15 protein-coding genes and 2 tRNA genes are annotated in these 16,222 nt (G+C 40.9%); 13 read left to right on the forward strand and 4 right to left on the reverse strand.

Annotation, left to right across the window (positions count from 1 at the left end; all coding sequences use genetic code 11):
• The first annotated feature begins 125 nt into the window (after positions 1-125).
• From M1E96_RS02785 to M1E96_RS02800, 4 genes are all read left to right on the forward strand, one after another.
• Positions 126-1,427, forward strand: coding sequence for an NAD(P)/FAD-dependent oxidoreductase (locus tag M1E96_RS02785; protein WP_369427360.1), 1,302 nt, complete (start codon positions 126-128; stop codon positions 1,425-1,427).
• Positions 1,428-1,473: 46 nt separating this feature from the next.
• The gene (locus tag M1E96_RS02790) at positions 1,474-1,842 is read left to right on the forward strand and encodes a cupin domain-containing protein (RefSeq protein ID WP_070927014.1); all 369 of its coding nucleotides are present in this window, start codon (positions 1,474-1,476) and stop codon (positions 1,840-1,842) included.
• Positions 1,843-1,869: 27 nt separating this feature from the next.
• Entirely contained in the window at positions 1,870-3,363 is a 1,494-nt protein-coding gene (locus M1E96_RS02795) for an aldehyde dehydrogenase family protein (RefSeq protein ID WP_070927012.1), read from the forward strand.
• Positions 3,364-3,494: 131 nt separating this feature from the next.
• A complete protein-coding gene (locus tag M1E96_RS02800; protein ID WP_140182518.1) occupies positions 3,495-4,238 on the forward strand; it encodes an SDR family oxidoreductase in 744 nt (247 codons plus the stop codon).
• Between the two features lie 28 nt (positions 4,239-4,266).
• On the opposite strand, the gene M1E96_RS02805 is transcribed toward M1E96_RS02800, so the two are convergent.
• A complete protein-coding gene (locus tag M1E96_RS02805; RefSeq protein ID WP_070927007.1) occupies positions 4,267-4,938 on the reverse strand; it encodes a LuxR C-terminal-related transcriptional regulator in 672 nt (223 codons plus the stop codon).
• Positions 4,939-5,335: 397 nt separating this feature from the next.
• Between M1E96_RS02805 and M1E96_RS02810 the strand changes: the two genes are divergently transcribed.
• From M1E96_RS02810 to M1E96_RS02840, 7 genes are all read left to right on the forward strand, one after another.
• A complete protein-coding gene (locus M1E96_RS02810) occupies positions 5,336-6,829 on the forward strand; it encodes an APC family permease (RefSeq protein ID WP_272580453.1) in 1,494 nt (497 codons plus the stop codon).
• Positions 6,792-7,409 (forward strand): DUF3156 family protein, encoded by a 618-nt coding sequence (locus M1E96_RS02815; protein ID WP_081335918.1) that lies wholly within the window; start codon positions 6,792-6,794, stop codon positions 7,407-7,409. Before M1E96_RS02810 ends, M1E96_RS02815 begins: the two co-directional genes overlap by 38 nt.
• A gap of 61 nt (positions 7,410-7,470) precedes the next feature.
• Complete coding sequence (locus M1E96_RS02820; protein ID WP_369427361.1) at positions 7,471-9,048, forward strand: alpha/beta hydrolase-fold protein; 1,578 nt, start codon at positions 7,471-7,473, stop codon at positions 9,046-9,048.
• Between the two features lie 189 nt (positions 9,049-9,237).
• Positions 9,238-10,677 carry an alkaline phosphatase gene (gene phoA / locus M1E96_RS02825; protein WP_140182525.1) on the forward strand — a complete coding sequence of 480 codons (1,440 nt, stop codon included), beginning with the start codon at positions 9,238-9,240 and terminating at the stop codon, positions 10,675-10,677.
• Positions 10,678-11,084: 407 nt separating this feature from the next.
• Positions 11,085-12,737: a Na/Pi cotransporter family protein gene (locus tag M1E96_RS02830; protein WP_272580451.1), complete on the forward strand. Its 1,653-nt coding sequence runs from the start codon at positions 11,085-11,087 to the stop codon at positions 12,735-12,737.
• A complete protein-coding gene (locus M1E96_RS02835; protein WP_070926999.1) occupies positions 12,721-13,248 on the forward strand; it encodes a GNAT family N-acetyltransferase in 528 nt (175 codons plus the stop codon). The genes M1E96_RS02830 and M1E96_RS02835 overlap by 17 nt, the downstream gene beginning before the upstream one ends.
• A gap of 96 nt (positions 13,249-13,344) precedes the next feature.
• Positions 13,345-13,605 (forward strand): DUF1435 family protein, encoded by a 261-nt coding sequence (locus tag M1E96_RS02840; RefSeq protein ID WP_272580450.1) that lies wholly within the window; start codon positions 13,345-13,347, stop codon positions 13,603-13,605.
• A 28-nt stretch (positions 13,606-13,633) separates the two neighbouring features.
• Here the strand turns inward: M1E96_RS02840 and M1E96_RS02845 are convergent.
• From M1E96_RS02845 to rsmC, 3 genes are all read right to left on the reverse strand, one after another.
• Positions 13,634-13,719 (reverse strand) — tRNA-Leu (locus M1E96_RS02845).
• A gap of 54 nt (positions 13,720-13,773) precedes the next feature.
• A tRNA-Leu gene (locus tag M1E96_RS02850) sits at positions 13,774-13,859 on the reverse strand.
• 282 nt (positions 13,860-14,141) lie between these two features.
• Positions 14,142-15,155 carry a 16S rRNA (guanine(1207)-N(2))-methyltransferase RsmC gene (rsmC, locus tag M1E96_RS02855; RefSeq protein ID WP_319067062.1) on the reverse strand — a complete coding sequence of 338 codons (1,014 nt, stop codon included), beginning with the start codon at positions 15,153-15,155 and terminating at the stop codon, positions 14,142-14,144.
• A gap of 212 nt (positions 15,156-15,367) precedes the next feature.
• Between rsmC and M1E96_RS02860 the strand changes: the two genes are divergently transcribed.
• Both M1E96_RS02860 and rimI read left to right on the forward strand, forming a co-directional pair.
• Entirely contained in the window at positions 15,368-15,778 is a 411-nt protein-coding gene (locus M1E96_RS02860) for a DNA polymerase III subunit psi (RefSeq protein WP_272580448.1), read from the forward strand.
• Positions 15,747-16,199, forward strand: a complete 453-nt coding sequence (gene rimI, locus M1E96_RS02865; RefSeq protein ID WP_070926993.1) for a ribosomal protein S18-alanine N-acetyltransferase — start codon at positions 15,747-15,749, stop codon at positions 16,197-16,199. Before M1E96_RS02860 ends, rimI begins: the two co-directional genes overlap by 32 nt.
• Positions 16,200-16,222: the final 23 nt, after the last annotated feature.

A 16,222-nucleotide genomic window follows, 5' to 3' on the forward strand; every position in this document is an offset into this window, starting at 1 on the left:
CAAAATATTCTACTCACATCACAAATGTTAAATCAATGTTTCAAATGTCCCTAAAGGGCTATGTAAATGTTAATGTTGGGTTAAGATAATCGTGGTTATGACAAGATACTAACAGGGTATCCAATATGAATAACCAAGTTGAATCATTAACCTATTACGCAGCGACCAAGAAGTATGATCTTCGTTTCCCTACACTGAAAGAAGATCTTGATGTTGATGTTGTGATCATCGGTGGTGGCTTTTCCGGTGTGAATACCGCGCTTGAACTATGTGAAAAAGGGATCACAAATATTGCGATCATTGAAGGCCGTCATATTGGCTATGGTGGTTCAGGCCGAAATGGTGGGCAGGTGATGGCAGGGATCGGTCATGACCTTGATGTGATCAAAAAGCACGTTGGCTCAGAAGGGTTAGAGACAATATTTAAAATTAGTAATATGGGCGCAGGGATTATTCGTGAACGTATTGCGAAATATAATATTGATGCTGATTTTTGTCATGGCTATGCCTATTTAGGGAGTAATAAACGTCAAGAAAAAACCTTGCGGGGTTGGTTGACGGATTTTAAATCAGTGTCACCAGACGAAGAAATTGAGTTTTATACGGGTTCTGATCTAAAACAGATCATTGGTTCAGATGCTTATACCTGTGGCATAAAACACATGGGAGGGGGGCATGTTCATTCTCTGAACTTGTTATTAGGTGAAGCAAAAGCGGTCACTGATTATGGTGTTAAAATTTTTGAAAATAGCCAAGTTCTTAATGTGGAATATGGCGATACCGTAACGGTACGCACAGCTATGGGTTCTGTTCGTGCGAAAAAAATGCTCTGGGCATGTGACTCATTTTTGAACGGCTTAGAGCCAACCATCTACCCAAAAACGATTAATACCTATGCTTATCAGCTGATGACGGAAGAGTTATCTGACGAAATGATTGAGCGTATTAGTCCGATCCGTGGCGCATACAGTGATATTCGTCCAGTTATTGACTATTACCGAGTGACCAAAGAAAACCGTTTATTGTTCGGTAGCTCAACCCATTTTCTTGAATACATTCCATCTGATTTAAAAGCGTGGAACCGTAACCTAATGCTGAAAATTTTCCCTTATTTGAAGGATGTGAAAATTGAATTGGCTTGGGGAGGTCCGATGGCATGTAGTGCCAACCTGTTCCCTCAAATAGGTTCATTGCCGAGACATAACAATATCTTCTTTGTACAAGGTTATTCAGGTTTCGGTGTAACGCCAAGCCATATTGTGTGTAAGGTATTGGCAGAAGGAATGGCAGAAGGCTCACACCGTTATGATTTAATGAGTTCGATTCCTCATGCCAATATCGCAGGTAAAGATAGCATGCGTAATGTGATTGTATCACTGGCTAAAATTTGGCATCAAACCTCGGGCTATTGGCAAGGGCGCCGCTAGAGCAACAGTTTTGTATCATTTATATAATATATAGAAGGGTAAAATCATGATTAGTCCATTACTGTTAAACAAACCACTTCCTGAACTACTCAATATTGGTAGTGTAACTAATTTAGGTTCTGTGGTTGTTGAGGGTGACCCGCAAGCAAGTGTTGCGATGATCCACGGTGAGCCAACTGATAACCTAACATGTGGTATCTTTGCTTGTACTAAAGGCAAATTTAAAATGGTTTACCCATTCGATGAAATGGCGACTGTTCATGAAGGTTCAGTGAAATTAACGGATGTCAAAACAGGTCAAACTGTTGAATATCATAAAGGTGACACTTGGTTTGCTGCGAAAGGCACTGAAGTCCTGTGGGAGATCACCGCTGAGCGTTTTGTTAAGCATTATCTTGCTTGTGTAAACGCGTAATTAACTTTTAAAAGTGGAGTGATAACGATGAGTCAATTAGCCTTATTGCCGGAAGTCAGCGCCTTCTTACAGCGCCAACATGCACATTTTATTAACGGTCAGCCTGTTTCCGGTAAGGGAGAGGCTTATTTTGAAGTCGTTAACCCGGCCACTGAACAAGTTATTGCTAAAGTGAAAGAAGGTACGAAGGCTGAAGTCGATGCAGCGATGGAAGCCGCCTACGGTGCTTTTCATGGGGCGTGGGCGCAAACTACACCTATGGAAAGAGGGAATTGCCTCAATCGTTTAGCTGATTTGCTTGAAAAGCATTTAGAGGAACTGGCGCAGTTAGAAACTTTGTGTTCAGGTAAAACTATTCAACTATCGCGTTTCCTTGAAGTTGGCTCCGCTGCGCAGTTTTTACGCTATTTTGCTGGCTGGGCAACAAAAATCAGTGGTGAGACACTGAATGTTTCTCTACCTTCTTTTAAAGGTGAACAGTATTCAGCCTTCACTCAGCGTGAACCCGTTGGCGTAGTTGCAGGGATTATTCCTTGGAACTTTTCGATTATGATTTCCATATGGAAGTTGGCGGCAGCACTGACTTGTGGTTGTACTATTGTTCTCAAACCAAGTGAATTTACACCGCTGACGATGCTAAGAGTTGTCGAATTAGCGAAGGAAGCGGGTATCCCTGATGGCGTTATTAATATTATTAATGGTGGTGGGCGTGAAGTTGGCCCTGCATTAATTAGTCATCCTCTTTGCTCAAAAGTGACTTTTACAGGCTCTGTACCGACGGGCCTTGCGGTAGGCCGTGCGGCGATGGAAGGTAAATTAACACGCGTAACCCTTGAGCTGGGAGGTAAAAATGGTGCTGCTTTCTTAGCTGATCTGCCAGTTGAAAAAATTGTTGATGGTATTATTGAAGCAGGCTATTTGAATCAAGGGCAAATTTGTGCAGCAGCAGAGCGTTTTTATATTCCATCATCGCTGATTGATGAGGTTTTAGCTCAGCTGAAACAGCGTCTTTCTACATTTAAAATTGGTTCTCCATTGGATGAAACCACTGAGATGGGGCCTTTAGCTAATAAGGCTCATTACGACAAAATTTTAGGGCTATTTGATAAAGCACGTAAAGAAGGCAATGAAATTATTTATGGTGGTCAGCCTATCGCCGGTGCTGGTTACTTCGTTCCGCCTACAATCATTCGAGCTAACAGTCCAAATGATGCATTAATGACAGAAGAAACATTTGGGCCCGTCGGAACCTTCTTAAGTTACGATGATGAAGAAGAGCTCATTAAGCAAATGAACAGTACACCTTTTGGTCTTGCAGCAAGCCTTTGGACTAATGATTTAAGTAAAGCGATGCGTATGATTTCTCGTATTGAAGCAGGAACAGTATGGGTAAATATGCATACGTTCCTTGACCCCGCAGTTCCATTTGGCGGCATCAAATCTTCTGGGATCGGGCGTGAGTTTGGTAGTGCTTTTATTGAGCATTACACAGAGTTGAAGTCAGTCATGATCCGTTATTAGTATTAACGTATTGATTTTATAGTGGTTTCCCAGCAAATGCTGGGCTTTTTTTATTCGCATTTAATCTCAAAATAAAATTAACAATAAATAATTGCCTACTGTGGAAGCTCATCGCTTATAAGGAGTTTTTAATGAAGAATGTATTAATTACAGGTGGAAGCAGAGGGATTGGCAGAGCGACGGCAATACAGCTTGCTGGCTTAGGAATGCAGGTGATTATTAACTATAAAAATAATAAAGTTGCTGCTGATGAGGTGGTTAATCAGATAACTGCGACTGGTGGTAAAGCTGTTGCTATCCAAGCGAATATTGCGGATGAAAGCGAAATTACGCAGATGTTTGCTACCATTCGCGAACAGTATGGCGATTTAGATTACTTAGTGAATAATGCAGGTATTTTATTTCAGCATAGTACGACGGAACACCTTACAGCAGAACGTATTAATCAGGTATTAGCAACGAATGTGACAGGGCTACTGATTTGTAGTCGAGAGTTTATTAAAAGTGCGCGCCACTTTGATAGCTTCCAAGGAAAGGCAATTGTTAATGTATCTTCTATCGCTTCGCGTACAGGATCGGCTGGGGAGTATGTTGACTATGCGGCTTCCAAAGGTGCAGTAGATACAATCACAAAGGGCCTTTCAATTGAATTGGCTGAATTAGGCATTCGTGTCAATGCTGTGCGACCCGGTGTGATTTACACAGAGATCCATGCAGATGGTGGTGAGCCTGAGCGTGTCGACCGCGTTGCACAGGTTGTGCCAATGAAAAGAGGGGGAAAGCCCGAAGAGATCGCTGATGTGATCACATGGTTACTGAGTGATACGTCATCTTATGTGACTGGCGCTATTATCGATGCGGGTGGCGGTCTATAGTATTTTAATGATGTGAGTCGCTGAGTACTCACATCATCTTTTCTTGGCGAATAATAAAACCGGATGAAACAAGCTCGGTTCGGTTACTGACATTCGCTTTAGTGAATATATTGCGTAAGTGCGTTTTCACGGTAGACAATGAAACGCCAAGTAGCAGTGCGATACGTTTATTACTTGCTCCCTCACGTACTAAGTGAATGATTTCTTGCTCTTTAGGTGTGTAAGAGACCAGTGAATCAGGCAGTATGTCAAAGGTCATTAGCTCTGCAATAGGTAAAATAGCATTCAATCGCATCACTTCTTGTTGCTGAAACGGCCTATCACGCAGTACGGAGATACCTGCAATGATTTTATTTTTACGGCGAATAAAAATCTCAGCCATATCAGTAATATTATTGGGACGCATAAAATCATTATAAAACTCTTGGCTCTGCTGTTTCATATCAGGCGCCATTCTAACTAGACGTAAGTCATCGCCTCGGAATTTATCAGGATGCAGCGGATCTAATTGATAAAAGTGCTGTAAGTAATCTTGATGCATGCTAGAGCTGATCCCATATAAAACATGATTATCAGGTTGCCAAAAATCATCCACTAAGTAGTAAACGGATGCTGAAACAGGAATAATATGGGCGATTGTGTTTAAACAACAGTTAATTAATGTTCGCTGGTGGTAGCACAAAGGTGGTGTTTTCATCATATTCCCTTCCATAGAGAGCCTAATTATTATCATGCAATTATTTTTCGTTAACATAAAATAAACATGTTAATAACGTGAGCTTGGTTGCAATATTTGAACTTCACTGGCAAGGAGCCAATAGGCTAAATGCATCTATCGGTATATTTCGTTGTGTTTTTATTAATATATTAATGAAGTGGTAAAGTGTTATCTATTGATATTCCATGCTTTATCTTTTTTTTGATTAATTAATTCGGTACTTTTCGCCAACTCCTTTCTCTTTTCCTCCCCCGATAGGTATCGTCCTTTAGGACGATAGCGACATGTTTGTGCTTATTTTTATAGTGGCAATGCAGTCATTTTATTTTTACAAAAAATTCACAATCACGACTGTGTTCCAGAAAGAGAGGGAAGCAAAATGAATATGTCCTCAAAATTAACGTCTCACATTGAGAAGGGGAAAGTTGGTTTTCCAACAACTTTAGCGAGTTCTGTGGGCGTGATTATGGCAAGTCCTGTTATTTTGACGGTGACGAGTGGTTTTGGCATTGGTGGCGATACGTTTGCTTTAGCCGTATTACTGAGCTTTATCATGATGCAGGCTCAATTGACGACGTTCTCCGAAGCGGCGGCTATTTTACCAACATCAGGCTCGGTTTATGATTATATTTCATGTGGTATGGGGCGCTTCTGGGCGATAACCGGAGCGTTGTCAGCTTATTTAATTGTGCATGTATTTGCGGGAACGGCAGAAACGATTTTGTCGGGGATCATGGCATTAGTTAATTTTGAAAGCTTAAATACCGTAATGGAAACCAGTAATACCTCTTGGATGGTTGGGGTAGGCTTGGTGATCACATTTGGTCTACTCAATGCTTTAGGGATTGAAGCTTTCAGTAAAGTTGAAGTCGTGCTTACCTTTGCGATGTGGAGCACCTTAGTTATTTTCAGTATTGGTGGATTATTGATCCCTTTCCACACTTCTGTTGATGGATGGTTTGGTCAAGGTTTGAATATTTCTGATCCGACTCTTGTTTTGAGTTTTGTTGGTATGGCGATGTTCATGTTTGTTGGCTGTGAGTTGGTCACGCCAATGGCGCCTGAAATTAAAAACTCAGCTAAAGTTATTCCGCGTGCGATGGCAACAGGGCTGTGCGGTGTCGCATTTTGTATGTTTTTATTTGGCGCAGCGATGACAAATCAAGTCGAAAACGTCATTGTTGATCCGACAAATAATGTTAGCCTGCTAGAAACACCGATGGCTATCCCTGCTTTTGCTAGCCAAGTTTTTGGTGATATTGGTAAATATTGGATTGGTATTGCGCTATTGCTTGCTGGTGGAGCAACGATTAATACATTAATGGCAGCGGTTCCGCGGATCCTTTATGGGATGGCGCTGGATGGTGCGTTACCTCGTATATTTGCTTACTTGCACCCACGTTTTAAAACGCCAGTCTTTGGGATCCTTGTTGCAGTAATGATCCCTTGTCTGCACACGTTTGCTATCCAAGGTGATTTAGATCGCATCATGCCATTGGTATTGGCTGCTGTATGTTCTTGGGGCACGGCTTATCTGTTAGTCACTGTTTCAGTCATATTATTACGTATACGTCGTCCTGACTTACATCGTGCGTATCGTTCGCCATTTTTTCCTATCCCACAAATTATTTCGAGTGTAGGGATTATTTTAGCCATTGTGTATATCACCCCTCCAGGAATGAATAAATCGGATGTTTATATTCCATTTATTATTATGTTAGGACTAACTGCCAGCTATGCATTAATTTGGACGCTCTTTGTGCAAAAGGTTAATCCATTCAAACCCGTTCCGGTTGAGCAGGTGTTATCAAACACATTTACAGAGGAAGAGTTAAATGGAGGTAAAATTGAGCCATTACGCAACCTCGCCTAAATATTCTTTCTGGCGACGCTTAACGCAAAAGCGTCTGCCAACAGGGTACCAGCAAGGCTTAACGCTAAATAAAGTGGAGCGTGATATTTTGCCTTATCAGTGTGAATGGGGAGCTCCTGGGGAGCTCCTTATCCGCCCACAAGATGAATTAACGATCTGTGTCACGGAAAGAGTTAAAACACTGTTTATGGCATTTATTGTGTTTAGTCGATTTTCGGTAACGGGAAATTGTCGCCAAGCTATCAATGCACAAGTCACCGTGAAAACAAGTGGTAATTTACGTAAAAAACATATTGATTTTGTATCGAAGGATGAGCAAGGACAATCGTTAGTGAGCTTACTAAAGCAATACCCAATCATTACCAGTACGCTCGAAGAGTTAGATTTTAATTATTGCCATTTAAACATTAAACATGGTGTATGGCATTGTGAAATTGAGCCTTTTACTGCATCTGAAATGGTTAGCAGGATCCCTGCCACAAGGCGTTATTTACGGTTAACTTCCGAGCAAAGACATCGTTTATTGAGCGCTTTACAGTTGATTCACCAATTTATGGAAAAACATTTTGTTAATCATTGAGTTTGAAATATTAATTTGATAGTAATATTTTCCATTAAATAAATTTTTAATGGAAAATGATGTGAAATCTTTACCGTTAATCGGCTGTATTTTGCTTTCATCGGTTGCTATGTCAGCTGTTGCAGAGTGTATTCGTTTAGATGAGCTGTCCTCTTCTATTGAGGGCGTGCATGATAGTGAAGGTCATAGCTGTTTGTTAGTTGAAATTTCGGATAAACAGGTTGTTCGCCAAGAAGGTGATGGGATCGCTGAAGCGATTTTACTGAAAAGCAGTAAGGCACCAATTCGTGTTCTTTTACAGGGTTGGCCGCAGTCTGAAACGCACGCTATTTCTTATATTGCCCCAAAAAAAGGTCAATATTACCTCAAATTACAAGGTGTACCAGAGCAGCCATGGCATCTCAAATTTAATTTAGCGGATTATCAGCCTTTAGCGATTGAAGCTGAACACAAGATTGATAGCCCTAAGTTACAAGCCTTACTTGATGCACATCAGCAAGATAAAACCACTGATGCTTTTTGGCAGGAGATCAAATTGCAGGGCACTCCCTTGATTGAAGATTACAAGAAAGGGCAAAAGAGAGTGACTTTTTTATGGCGAGGTGCGCAGTCGAATGCCTATATATTGGGGGCGCCCTCGGGTAATCATGAAACGATGGCGAGAGTGCCGAATAAGGATATCTGGTATCGTAGTTTCATTGTGCCAAATGATACGTTGTCGCAATATAAAATAGCACCTGATGTTCCAAAGATTGCTGAAGGTGGGCTGGCGCAACGTAAAGCGATTTTAGTCACGGCGCAAGCAGATCCCTTTAATACTTATGCTGTTCCTTCATTTTTTAATGATCGTTATAATCGGTTTTCTTTATTGTCTTTAGCGCCAGAAAAACGTCAGTGTGATTTTGCCAAAATTGAGCGTCATCAGCTTAATGGTCAATTAGAGTCATTTTCATTTCAAAGCAATATATTGAATAATAATAGAAAAATTTCAATATACCGCCCTTCTGTCGTGATGAAACAACCTTCAGTACTGGTACTACTGGATGGACAAACTTATCTTAATACTTACAAAATGGCAGACTTTTTTGATAAGTGGATGCTAGAAGGCAAAATACCGCCTATGTATGTGGTGTTTCTAGACAGTATTAGTTCTGAGCATAGAAATAATGAACTGCCTCCAAACAGTGACTTTCCTGAAATGCTTGCCAAGGAGCTCATGCCATTATTGCGGGCAAAAGGGATCAATGCGCCAGCTGAATCAACGATCATTGCAGGATCGAGCTATGGTGGTCTAGGGGCAACATGGAATGCATTAACTCACCCTGAGCTATTTGGTAATGTGATTAGTATGTCTGGTTCATATTGGTGGGCGCCTAAAGGGAAAGATCCAGAATGGTTGATCCGCGAAATAGAACAGATGTCAAAGAGACCGTTACGTTTCTATTTAGAGGCGGGGTTGTTTGAGCAACGGGGTAGCTGGGGAGGGATCATCCAGAATCATTATCGGTTATTGGATGTATTAAAACATAAAGGCTATCAAGTTGAAGCAACTGAATTACCGAGTGGACATGATTATGTTTCTTGGTGTGAAACACTGTATGAAGGAACTCGCTATTTAAGCGGTAATATCGCTAAGTAATTCGCTATTTTTCATGCTTCAAAACACTAAAAGGCAGTTCATTGGTGACTGCCTTTTTGCATATTAATGACAATCATCTTTTTTTCGACATAAAACCTTCATCCAACTGTCATCTAGCTAGCTTAGCATGCCAATCATTATTCGAAGCAACTTAATATTTAAACTTCTTTTATTGGCAAGGAAATGATTATGACAGGTCATTGCATGAAATCGATTTTAGCTGTTGCTGTGAGTACAATGCTTTTAAGTGGTACTCTGCCAGCAAATGCAGCAACACCAAACGATGCAGTTTCAGAAAATCGCGCGGCACAAGGTGATATAACCCAATTTGGTGGTGCTCGTCGTTTAGCACAAGAACAAACTGATATCATGAAAGCCGCTTTGCACAATGGACAAGCTAAGAACGTGATCCTGTTTATCGGTGATGGGATGGGAGACTCTGAAATTACGGTTGCACGCAATTATGCTGAAGGTGCTGGTGGCTTCTTTAAAGGCATTGATGCACTACCGATTACGGGTCAGTATACCCATTACGCATTAAACAAAAAAACCAAGAAACCAGACTATGTAACGGATTCTGCTGCGTCAGCAACGGCGTGGTCATCAGGTGTGAAAACCTATAATGGCGCGCTTGGTGTTGATGTTTTCGATAAAGATCACGATACCTTAATTGAGCTGGCTAAACGTAATGGTAAAGCGACGGGGAACGTAACCACGTCAGAAATTCAAGATGCGACACCTGCTGCTCAATTTTCCCATGTTACAGCCCGTAAATGTTATGGTCCTGAAGAAACGTCAGAAAAGTGTGCGACGAATGCCTTAGAAAATGGTGGGCGTGGCTCTATCTCTGAGCAGCTACTCGTGACGCGCGCCGATGTTACATTAGGTGGTGGCGCGAAGAGCTTCAAGCAAGTGGCGAAGGCTGGCGATTACCAAGGTAAAACGTTAGAAGAGCAAGCGAAAGAACGTGGTTTTAACATTGTTCGTGATGCAAAATCACTGGAAGCCGTCACTGTAGCTAACCAAGACAAGCCAGTGTTAGGTTTATTCCATGAGGGGAATATGGCGGTGGCTTGGGAAGGACCTAAAGCAACACATTACGGTAATATTAATAACCCACCACTTGAATGTAAGCCGAATTCTAAATTAGATCCTAATGCACCGACATTGGCTCAAATGACAGAGAAGGCCATTGATTTATTAAAAACCAATCCAAATGGCTTCTTCTTACAAGTTGAAAGTGCTTCTATCGATAAACAAGATCATAAAGCGAACCCATGTGGTCAAATTGGTGAAACCGTCGCATTGGATGAAGCGGTGCAAGTTGGCTTAGAGTTTGCAAAAAAACATGGTGACACTTTAGTTATCGTGACCGCTGACCATGCGCACTCTAGCCAAATTATTCCAGAAGGCACTAAATCAACGGGTTTGACACAAGCGCTGATCACGAAAGATGGTTCTGTGATGGTTGTGAACTACGGTAACTCTGAAGAAGATGATTCACAGGAGCATACAGGTGCACAACTGCGCGTTGCGGCTTATGGTCCACATGCAGCCAACGTTATGGGTCTGACTGACCAAACTGATTTGTTCTTTACCATGCGTGATGCCATGGGATTGAAACAATAAACCAACCTTGTAAGTTAAATCCTCTGCGACAGGATGTTGTAGAGGATTTTTTATTTTCCCTTCCAACTATCATCCTTCATATTAATGCTAAATTACATTATGAACTTTGCGTTAATTAGTCGATTCATGTATAAAAATTATTTGGCGTTGAAGTTTTATTTGTTCGTGTTGCCTTATCATTAATCAGATTATCGCTTCTAATAACACTTTAAACTTTAACTTTTTGAAAAATAAAGAAAATAATGTATAATGAAGTGTTTTTGTATTAGTCGCCTCATTCTTAAACATCTAATGATTTCATCTATTGAACCGTATTATGACCGTTTTTAGCTGGTCATAAAAAATCTCTAAATTTCAATAACTGATTGTTTTATTTAAAAATATAAATATATAGGATTCAAATTTCAATGTTGCCCCTTTTACATCTTTTATCATCGGTCGCATTGCTGGTTTGGGGAACACATATTGTCCGTACTGGCATCATGCGAGTTTTTGGTGCTGACTTAAGGCGTATTTTAGGAAAAAGTGTAAGTCGTAAATCAAGCGCATTTCTCTCCGGCGTCGGGGTCACCGCACTCGTTCAAAGTAGTAATGCAACAGCATTGCTGGTCATTTCTTTTGTCTCTCAAGGGTTAATTTCATTAACGCCAGCCATGGTCATTATGCTTGGCGCTGATGTCGGTACTGCATTAATGGCCCGAATTTTGACATTCGATCTTTCATGGCTATCTCCATTGCTGATCCTGATTGGGGTGGCAACATTTTTAAGCCAAAAAAAGAATCGTACAGGGCAAATTGGTCGCGTAGGAATCGGTCTAGGCCTAATTTTATTAGCCTTACAACTGATTGTGGCATCGGCAGAACCGATTACTCATGCGGATGCTGTAAAAGCCATTTTTACGTCATTAAGTGGCGATGTAGTATTAGCATTGTTGGTAGGTGCACTATTTGCCATGATCAGCTATTCAAGTTTAGCTGCGGTATTGTTAACCGCAACGCTAAGTGCGACAGGCTTAGTACCACTTTATATTAGTTTAAGTATTGTGATTGGTTCTAATATTGGTAGTGGCTTACTCGCTATGATGAGCAGCCGCGGGCAGAATGAAATTTCTCGCCAAGTCGTGTTGGGGAGCTTGTTATTTAAACTGATTGGTTGTGTGGTGGTATTACCATGGGTAAAACCGATCGCACAATGGATTGGTGAGTATGGTTTTAATGCGGCTGAAGTGGTTATCTATTTCCATGTTTTTTATAATCTCATTCGTTGCCTAGTGATGTTGCCTTTTGTCGGGCCAATGGCTAAATTCTGTAATCGATTGATCCCCATTTCACCTTCTGCTGAACAGCAAATAGCCCCTCGTTATCTAGATAAAAGTGCTTTAGAAACTCCATCGTTGGCGATTGCGAATGCAGTGCGAGAAACGCTGAGGATGGGAGATGTGCTGGAGCTAATGTTGCAGCGTTTTAGAGATGTGCTTAATGGTAATAAAGAACAAAAAAGAGAAATTAGCCGCTTAGAAGAAGAAGTCGATATGCTGCATAGTAGTATTAAGCTTTATTTGGCTCAATTGCAGCAAAGTGAGCTAAGCGAAGAAGATTCAAGGCGTTGGGCTGAAATTATTGATACGGCTTTTAACCTTCAGCAATCTTCAACGATTATTCATCGCATGACTTCTGAATTGGTGAAAAAATCAATTGATAATCGTCGTTCATTTTCGAATGAGGGCTTTAAAGAATTGCTGTCATTACTTGAACGATTACAGGCTAATTTAAATTTAGGGATGTCAGTGTTTGTCTCAGCTGATATTGATAATGCAAAACGTTTACGTCGTGCTAAGCATCGTTTTCGTTTGATCAATCAGCGTTTTGCCTATGCACATGTGGAAAGACTACATGAACAAAACATGCAAAGTTTAGATACTAGTAACTTACATGTCAGTTTATTGGGTGATATGAAGCGACTAAATTCATTATTTTGTGCTGTTGCATATCATGCCCTAGAAGGTGTCGCTGAGAGTCGTAAAGAGCAAATGAGTTTGGAAAATGAGAAAAATACGTGAGTTACAAAGGGATGAAATCCCATCTGTTTGGTCGATAGATAGAACTGAATTAATTGAACATTTATATCTACATGAAAAAGGGCAGCTAGTTCTATCAGCACAGCGTTTTGACATGAAAGGCTGGCCAGAAGGTGAGCCTGAGGCTTATACCCCACATCTGCTTGAGAGTTATGACAATGGTGCGGTATTTATTGGAGTATTTGATGAGAACACATTAATTGCTGCGGCCAGTCTTGATAATATTTGGCGTGGGGAAGCTCATAACTTACTGCAATTATCATTTTTACATGTTAGCAAGCACTATCGTGGCGAAGGGTTAGGTGGGATGCTTTTTAAGCGATGTTGTCAGCTGGCAAAAGAGAAGAAAGCTGAAGGGCTTTATATTTCTGCAACGCCCTCTGAAAACACAGTACATTTCTATCAATATATGGGATGTAAATTGATTGATAAGCCTGATCCTGAGCTATTTGCGTTAGAGCCAGAGGATATCCATTTTATTTATCCATTTTGATGACAAATAGCGTCGCTTTCTTAACAAAAAACATTGTTTTTTGCTAAAAACAAGATATGATTGATAATCATTATCATTTAAATTGTTGAGGTAGCGATGCCAAATAGCGTAACCAAAAGCACTGATCTGCGCCGCTTTACTGCGGGATTATGGGGTGTTTTCGCCGTTATTTTGTTGAGCGTGATTTATCTACTCAGCAATATAGGGATGAACAGCCTAAAAATTATCACCATTATTACCATGCTGATGACTGCCGCTATGTTATTCAGTCGCGGCTCTCGGCGTTTGCTGATTGTTCCTGCTGTTATTGCTCTTCTCTGTAGTTTGGTCGCATTGGTGTTGCAACATAATGCTTAAAAGTGAAGGGAATGAGATAAGTTAACAGTGGTGCGAAAGGGGGGACTTGAACCCCCACGCCCGAAGGGCACTAACACCTGAAGCTAGCGCGTCTACCAATTCCGCCACCCTCGCAAATACTGTTAATTATTAAAAGAACTATCGGTCTATTTAAAAACAAGGCCTGCATGGTGCGAAAGGGGGGACTTGAACCCCCACGTCCGAAGGACACTAACACCTGAAGCTAGCGCGTCTACCAATTCCGCCACCCTCGCAATATCAGACTCTATCTTATGTTGATAGCACGCTGCGGATTTTAGGCTAATTTATTCAGACGTCAATAATTTTTTTACTGTTCGCGAGATATTTCAAGTAAAAAAGGCCAACACTTCTGGTTGGCCTGAGATTGACGACGAAGCAGTATAACGTAGAGTTTCCCTGCTTCGTGTTATTAGCTGAAAATCAACGGGTTGATTTGCCTAATTTATTTTAAAAGCTCCGTCACTGCCGCCAAATATAAGACGTTTGCCCGACTGTAATATTATATTTATTGGTAATTAACGTTTGGTCGCTTGATAAACTTTAAATTTACCTGTTTTAGCTAACAACTCATGGCTACCAAAGGCCTTATCAAGCATGTCAGGGTAAGGTAAGAACGCATTTGCGACGATACGGAATTTACCTCCTCTTTTTAGGTACTTAGGCGCCTGATAAATCATATTTTCTACTGCGCTGTAACTGGTATTAAGACCATCATGGAATGGGGGATTGGAGATGATCCAGTCAAATTGGTCATTGATGTTAGAGTAGACATCGCTAGCAATGACCTTTCCTGTTAATTGGTTAGCTTGCAATGTTGCGGTAGAAGACATCAGCGCAGCAGCACTCACATCACTGAGCGTTAAGGTGGCATCAGGGTTATTTTTTCCAATCACTGCCGCTAATACGCCATTGCCACAGGCAATATCAAGAACATTACCCATTACAGGTTCATTAAGAGTAGAAAGAAGTAAATCGCTGCCAATGTCCAATTCATTATGGCTGAATACGCCAGGAAGAGCATGAATTTGTACATTCTCAGCTTCATAGCGGCGCCACCAGTGCGTAATATCGAACTGAGTTGGCTGTTCTAGTTCACCATAATACAGACCACAACGTCTAGCTGAATCAATTTTTTGCAGTGTTGCAATGCCTTCCATGATGGATTCTGCGCTTTTGACACCACTACGGTTTTCACCGACCACGAAAATTTGGCTACCCGCTGTGAGGTGAGTGCACAGATCGTCGAGCTGAAAGCAGGCTTCTTGTTTGTTTTTTGGCCAGAAATAGATCAGCGTATTGCAAGGGCGGATAAAATCAGCGTCAGCAATTGCAGCAAATTGCGCATTTGTTCCCATTAAGCTACTTAGGCTTTTCCAGCGATGGTATTGGTTAGTGATAACACGAACACTTGCAGCTTCTAAAGTCGCGGCGAGTTCATCTTGAATATCACCTGCCAAGACTACATGACGTTCTGTAAAGTGCTCAAGATGGCGCTGGATAACTTCACTAGCGGGGGTTAGTAGTGACATAATTAAAAATCTCCTTACTTGTCATACTTTTGATACTTCAGGTTGCAGCGTTTTGACATATCCAGCAGCAACAAATTACTTGCAATAGGTATGCAAACCCAATTATTTTGCGCACACTTTATCAGAAAACAGGGAAATAGCATTGCTATGTTGGCGCTATTAGTCCCCTTTGATAAGATACCTTACTTAACATAGCGACTGGAAATAAATGAATGGCACGACGTGACAGGCTTTTAAATCAAATGGGTATCACTCAATGGGTAGTGAGAAACCCTGCTGTATTGCGCGGTGAACGTGGTGTAAGAATTCCAGATTCGGCTAAGTTGATTATTATTACTGATGAGAGCCTAGATTTAAACCATCGTCTGCTGAAAGATATTTTTTTGGCCATGAAAGTGGATCCTACGGATGTGGTTTGTATTAATTCGGAACAATTGTCGATGCTCCCAACACCAATAACGATCAATTGTTGGGTCTTAGGCAGCCAATCTCATCTTGAAAGTATAAAAACAACCTTTATATCTCCTGTATTAGATGAGCTGATAGCCAGCAATAACGCTAAACAGGCACTATGGAAGCAGATTTATCAATATGACGAAAATTTCAGCACTAAAGCAGTCTGATCTTGCCACCGCATTCTTAATTGAGAAATTAAGCCATGATTTTCCTTGGTCTGAACGTGTTTTCTATGGAAATCAGGGGGAAAAATATCATAATATTAAAATTTCTGTTGATAATCAGATTGTTGGGTTTGCTATAACACAATGTATCCTTGATGAAGCAACGTTATTTAATATTGCGATACATCCTGATTACCAAGGGAAGGGTTATGGACGTGTTCTTATGGAGCATTTAATCGATGATCTCTCTAGTAAAAATGTTTTAACGTTGTGGCTTGAAGTGCGTGAGTCTAATGCAGCTGCATTACATCTGTATGATAAGTTAGGGTTTCATCAAGTGACGGTACGCAAAGATTATTATCCTGCAAAGGAAGGGCGTGAGGATGCCTTGATTTTGGCATTAACCTTGTTTAAAGATGAATGATTTTATTATAAGTAGCCACAGCC

Source organism: Providencia sp. PROV236, assembly GCF_033676985.1.
GTDB classification, from domain to species: domain Bacteria; phylum Pseudomonadota; class Gammaproteobacteria; order Enterobacterales; family Enterobacteriaceae; genus Providencia; species Providencia manganoxydans.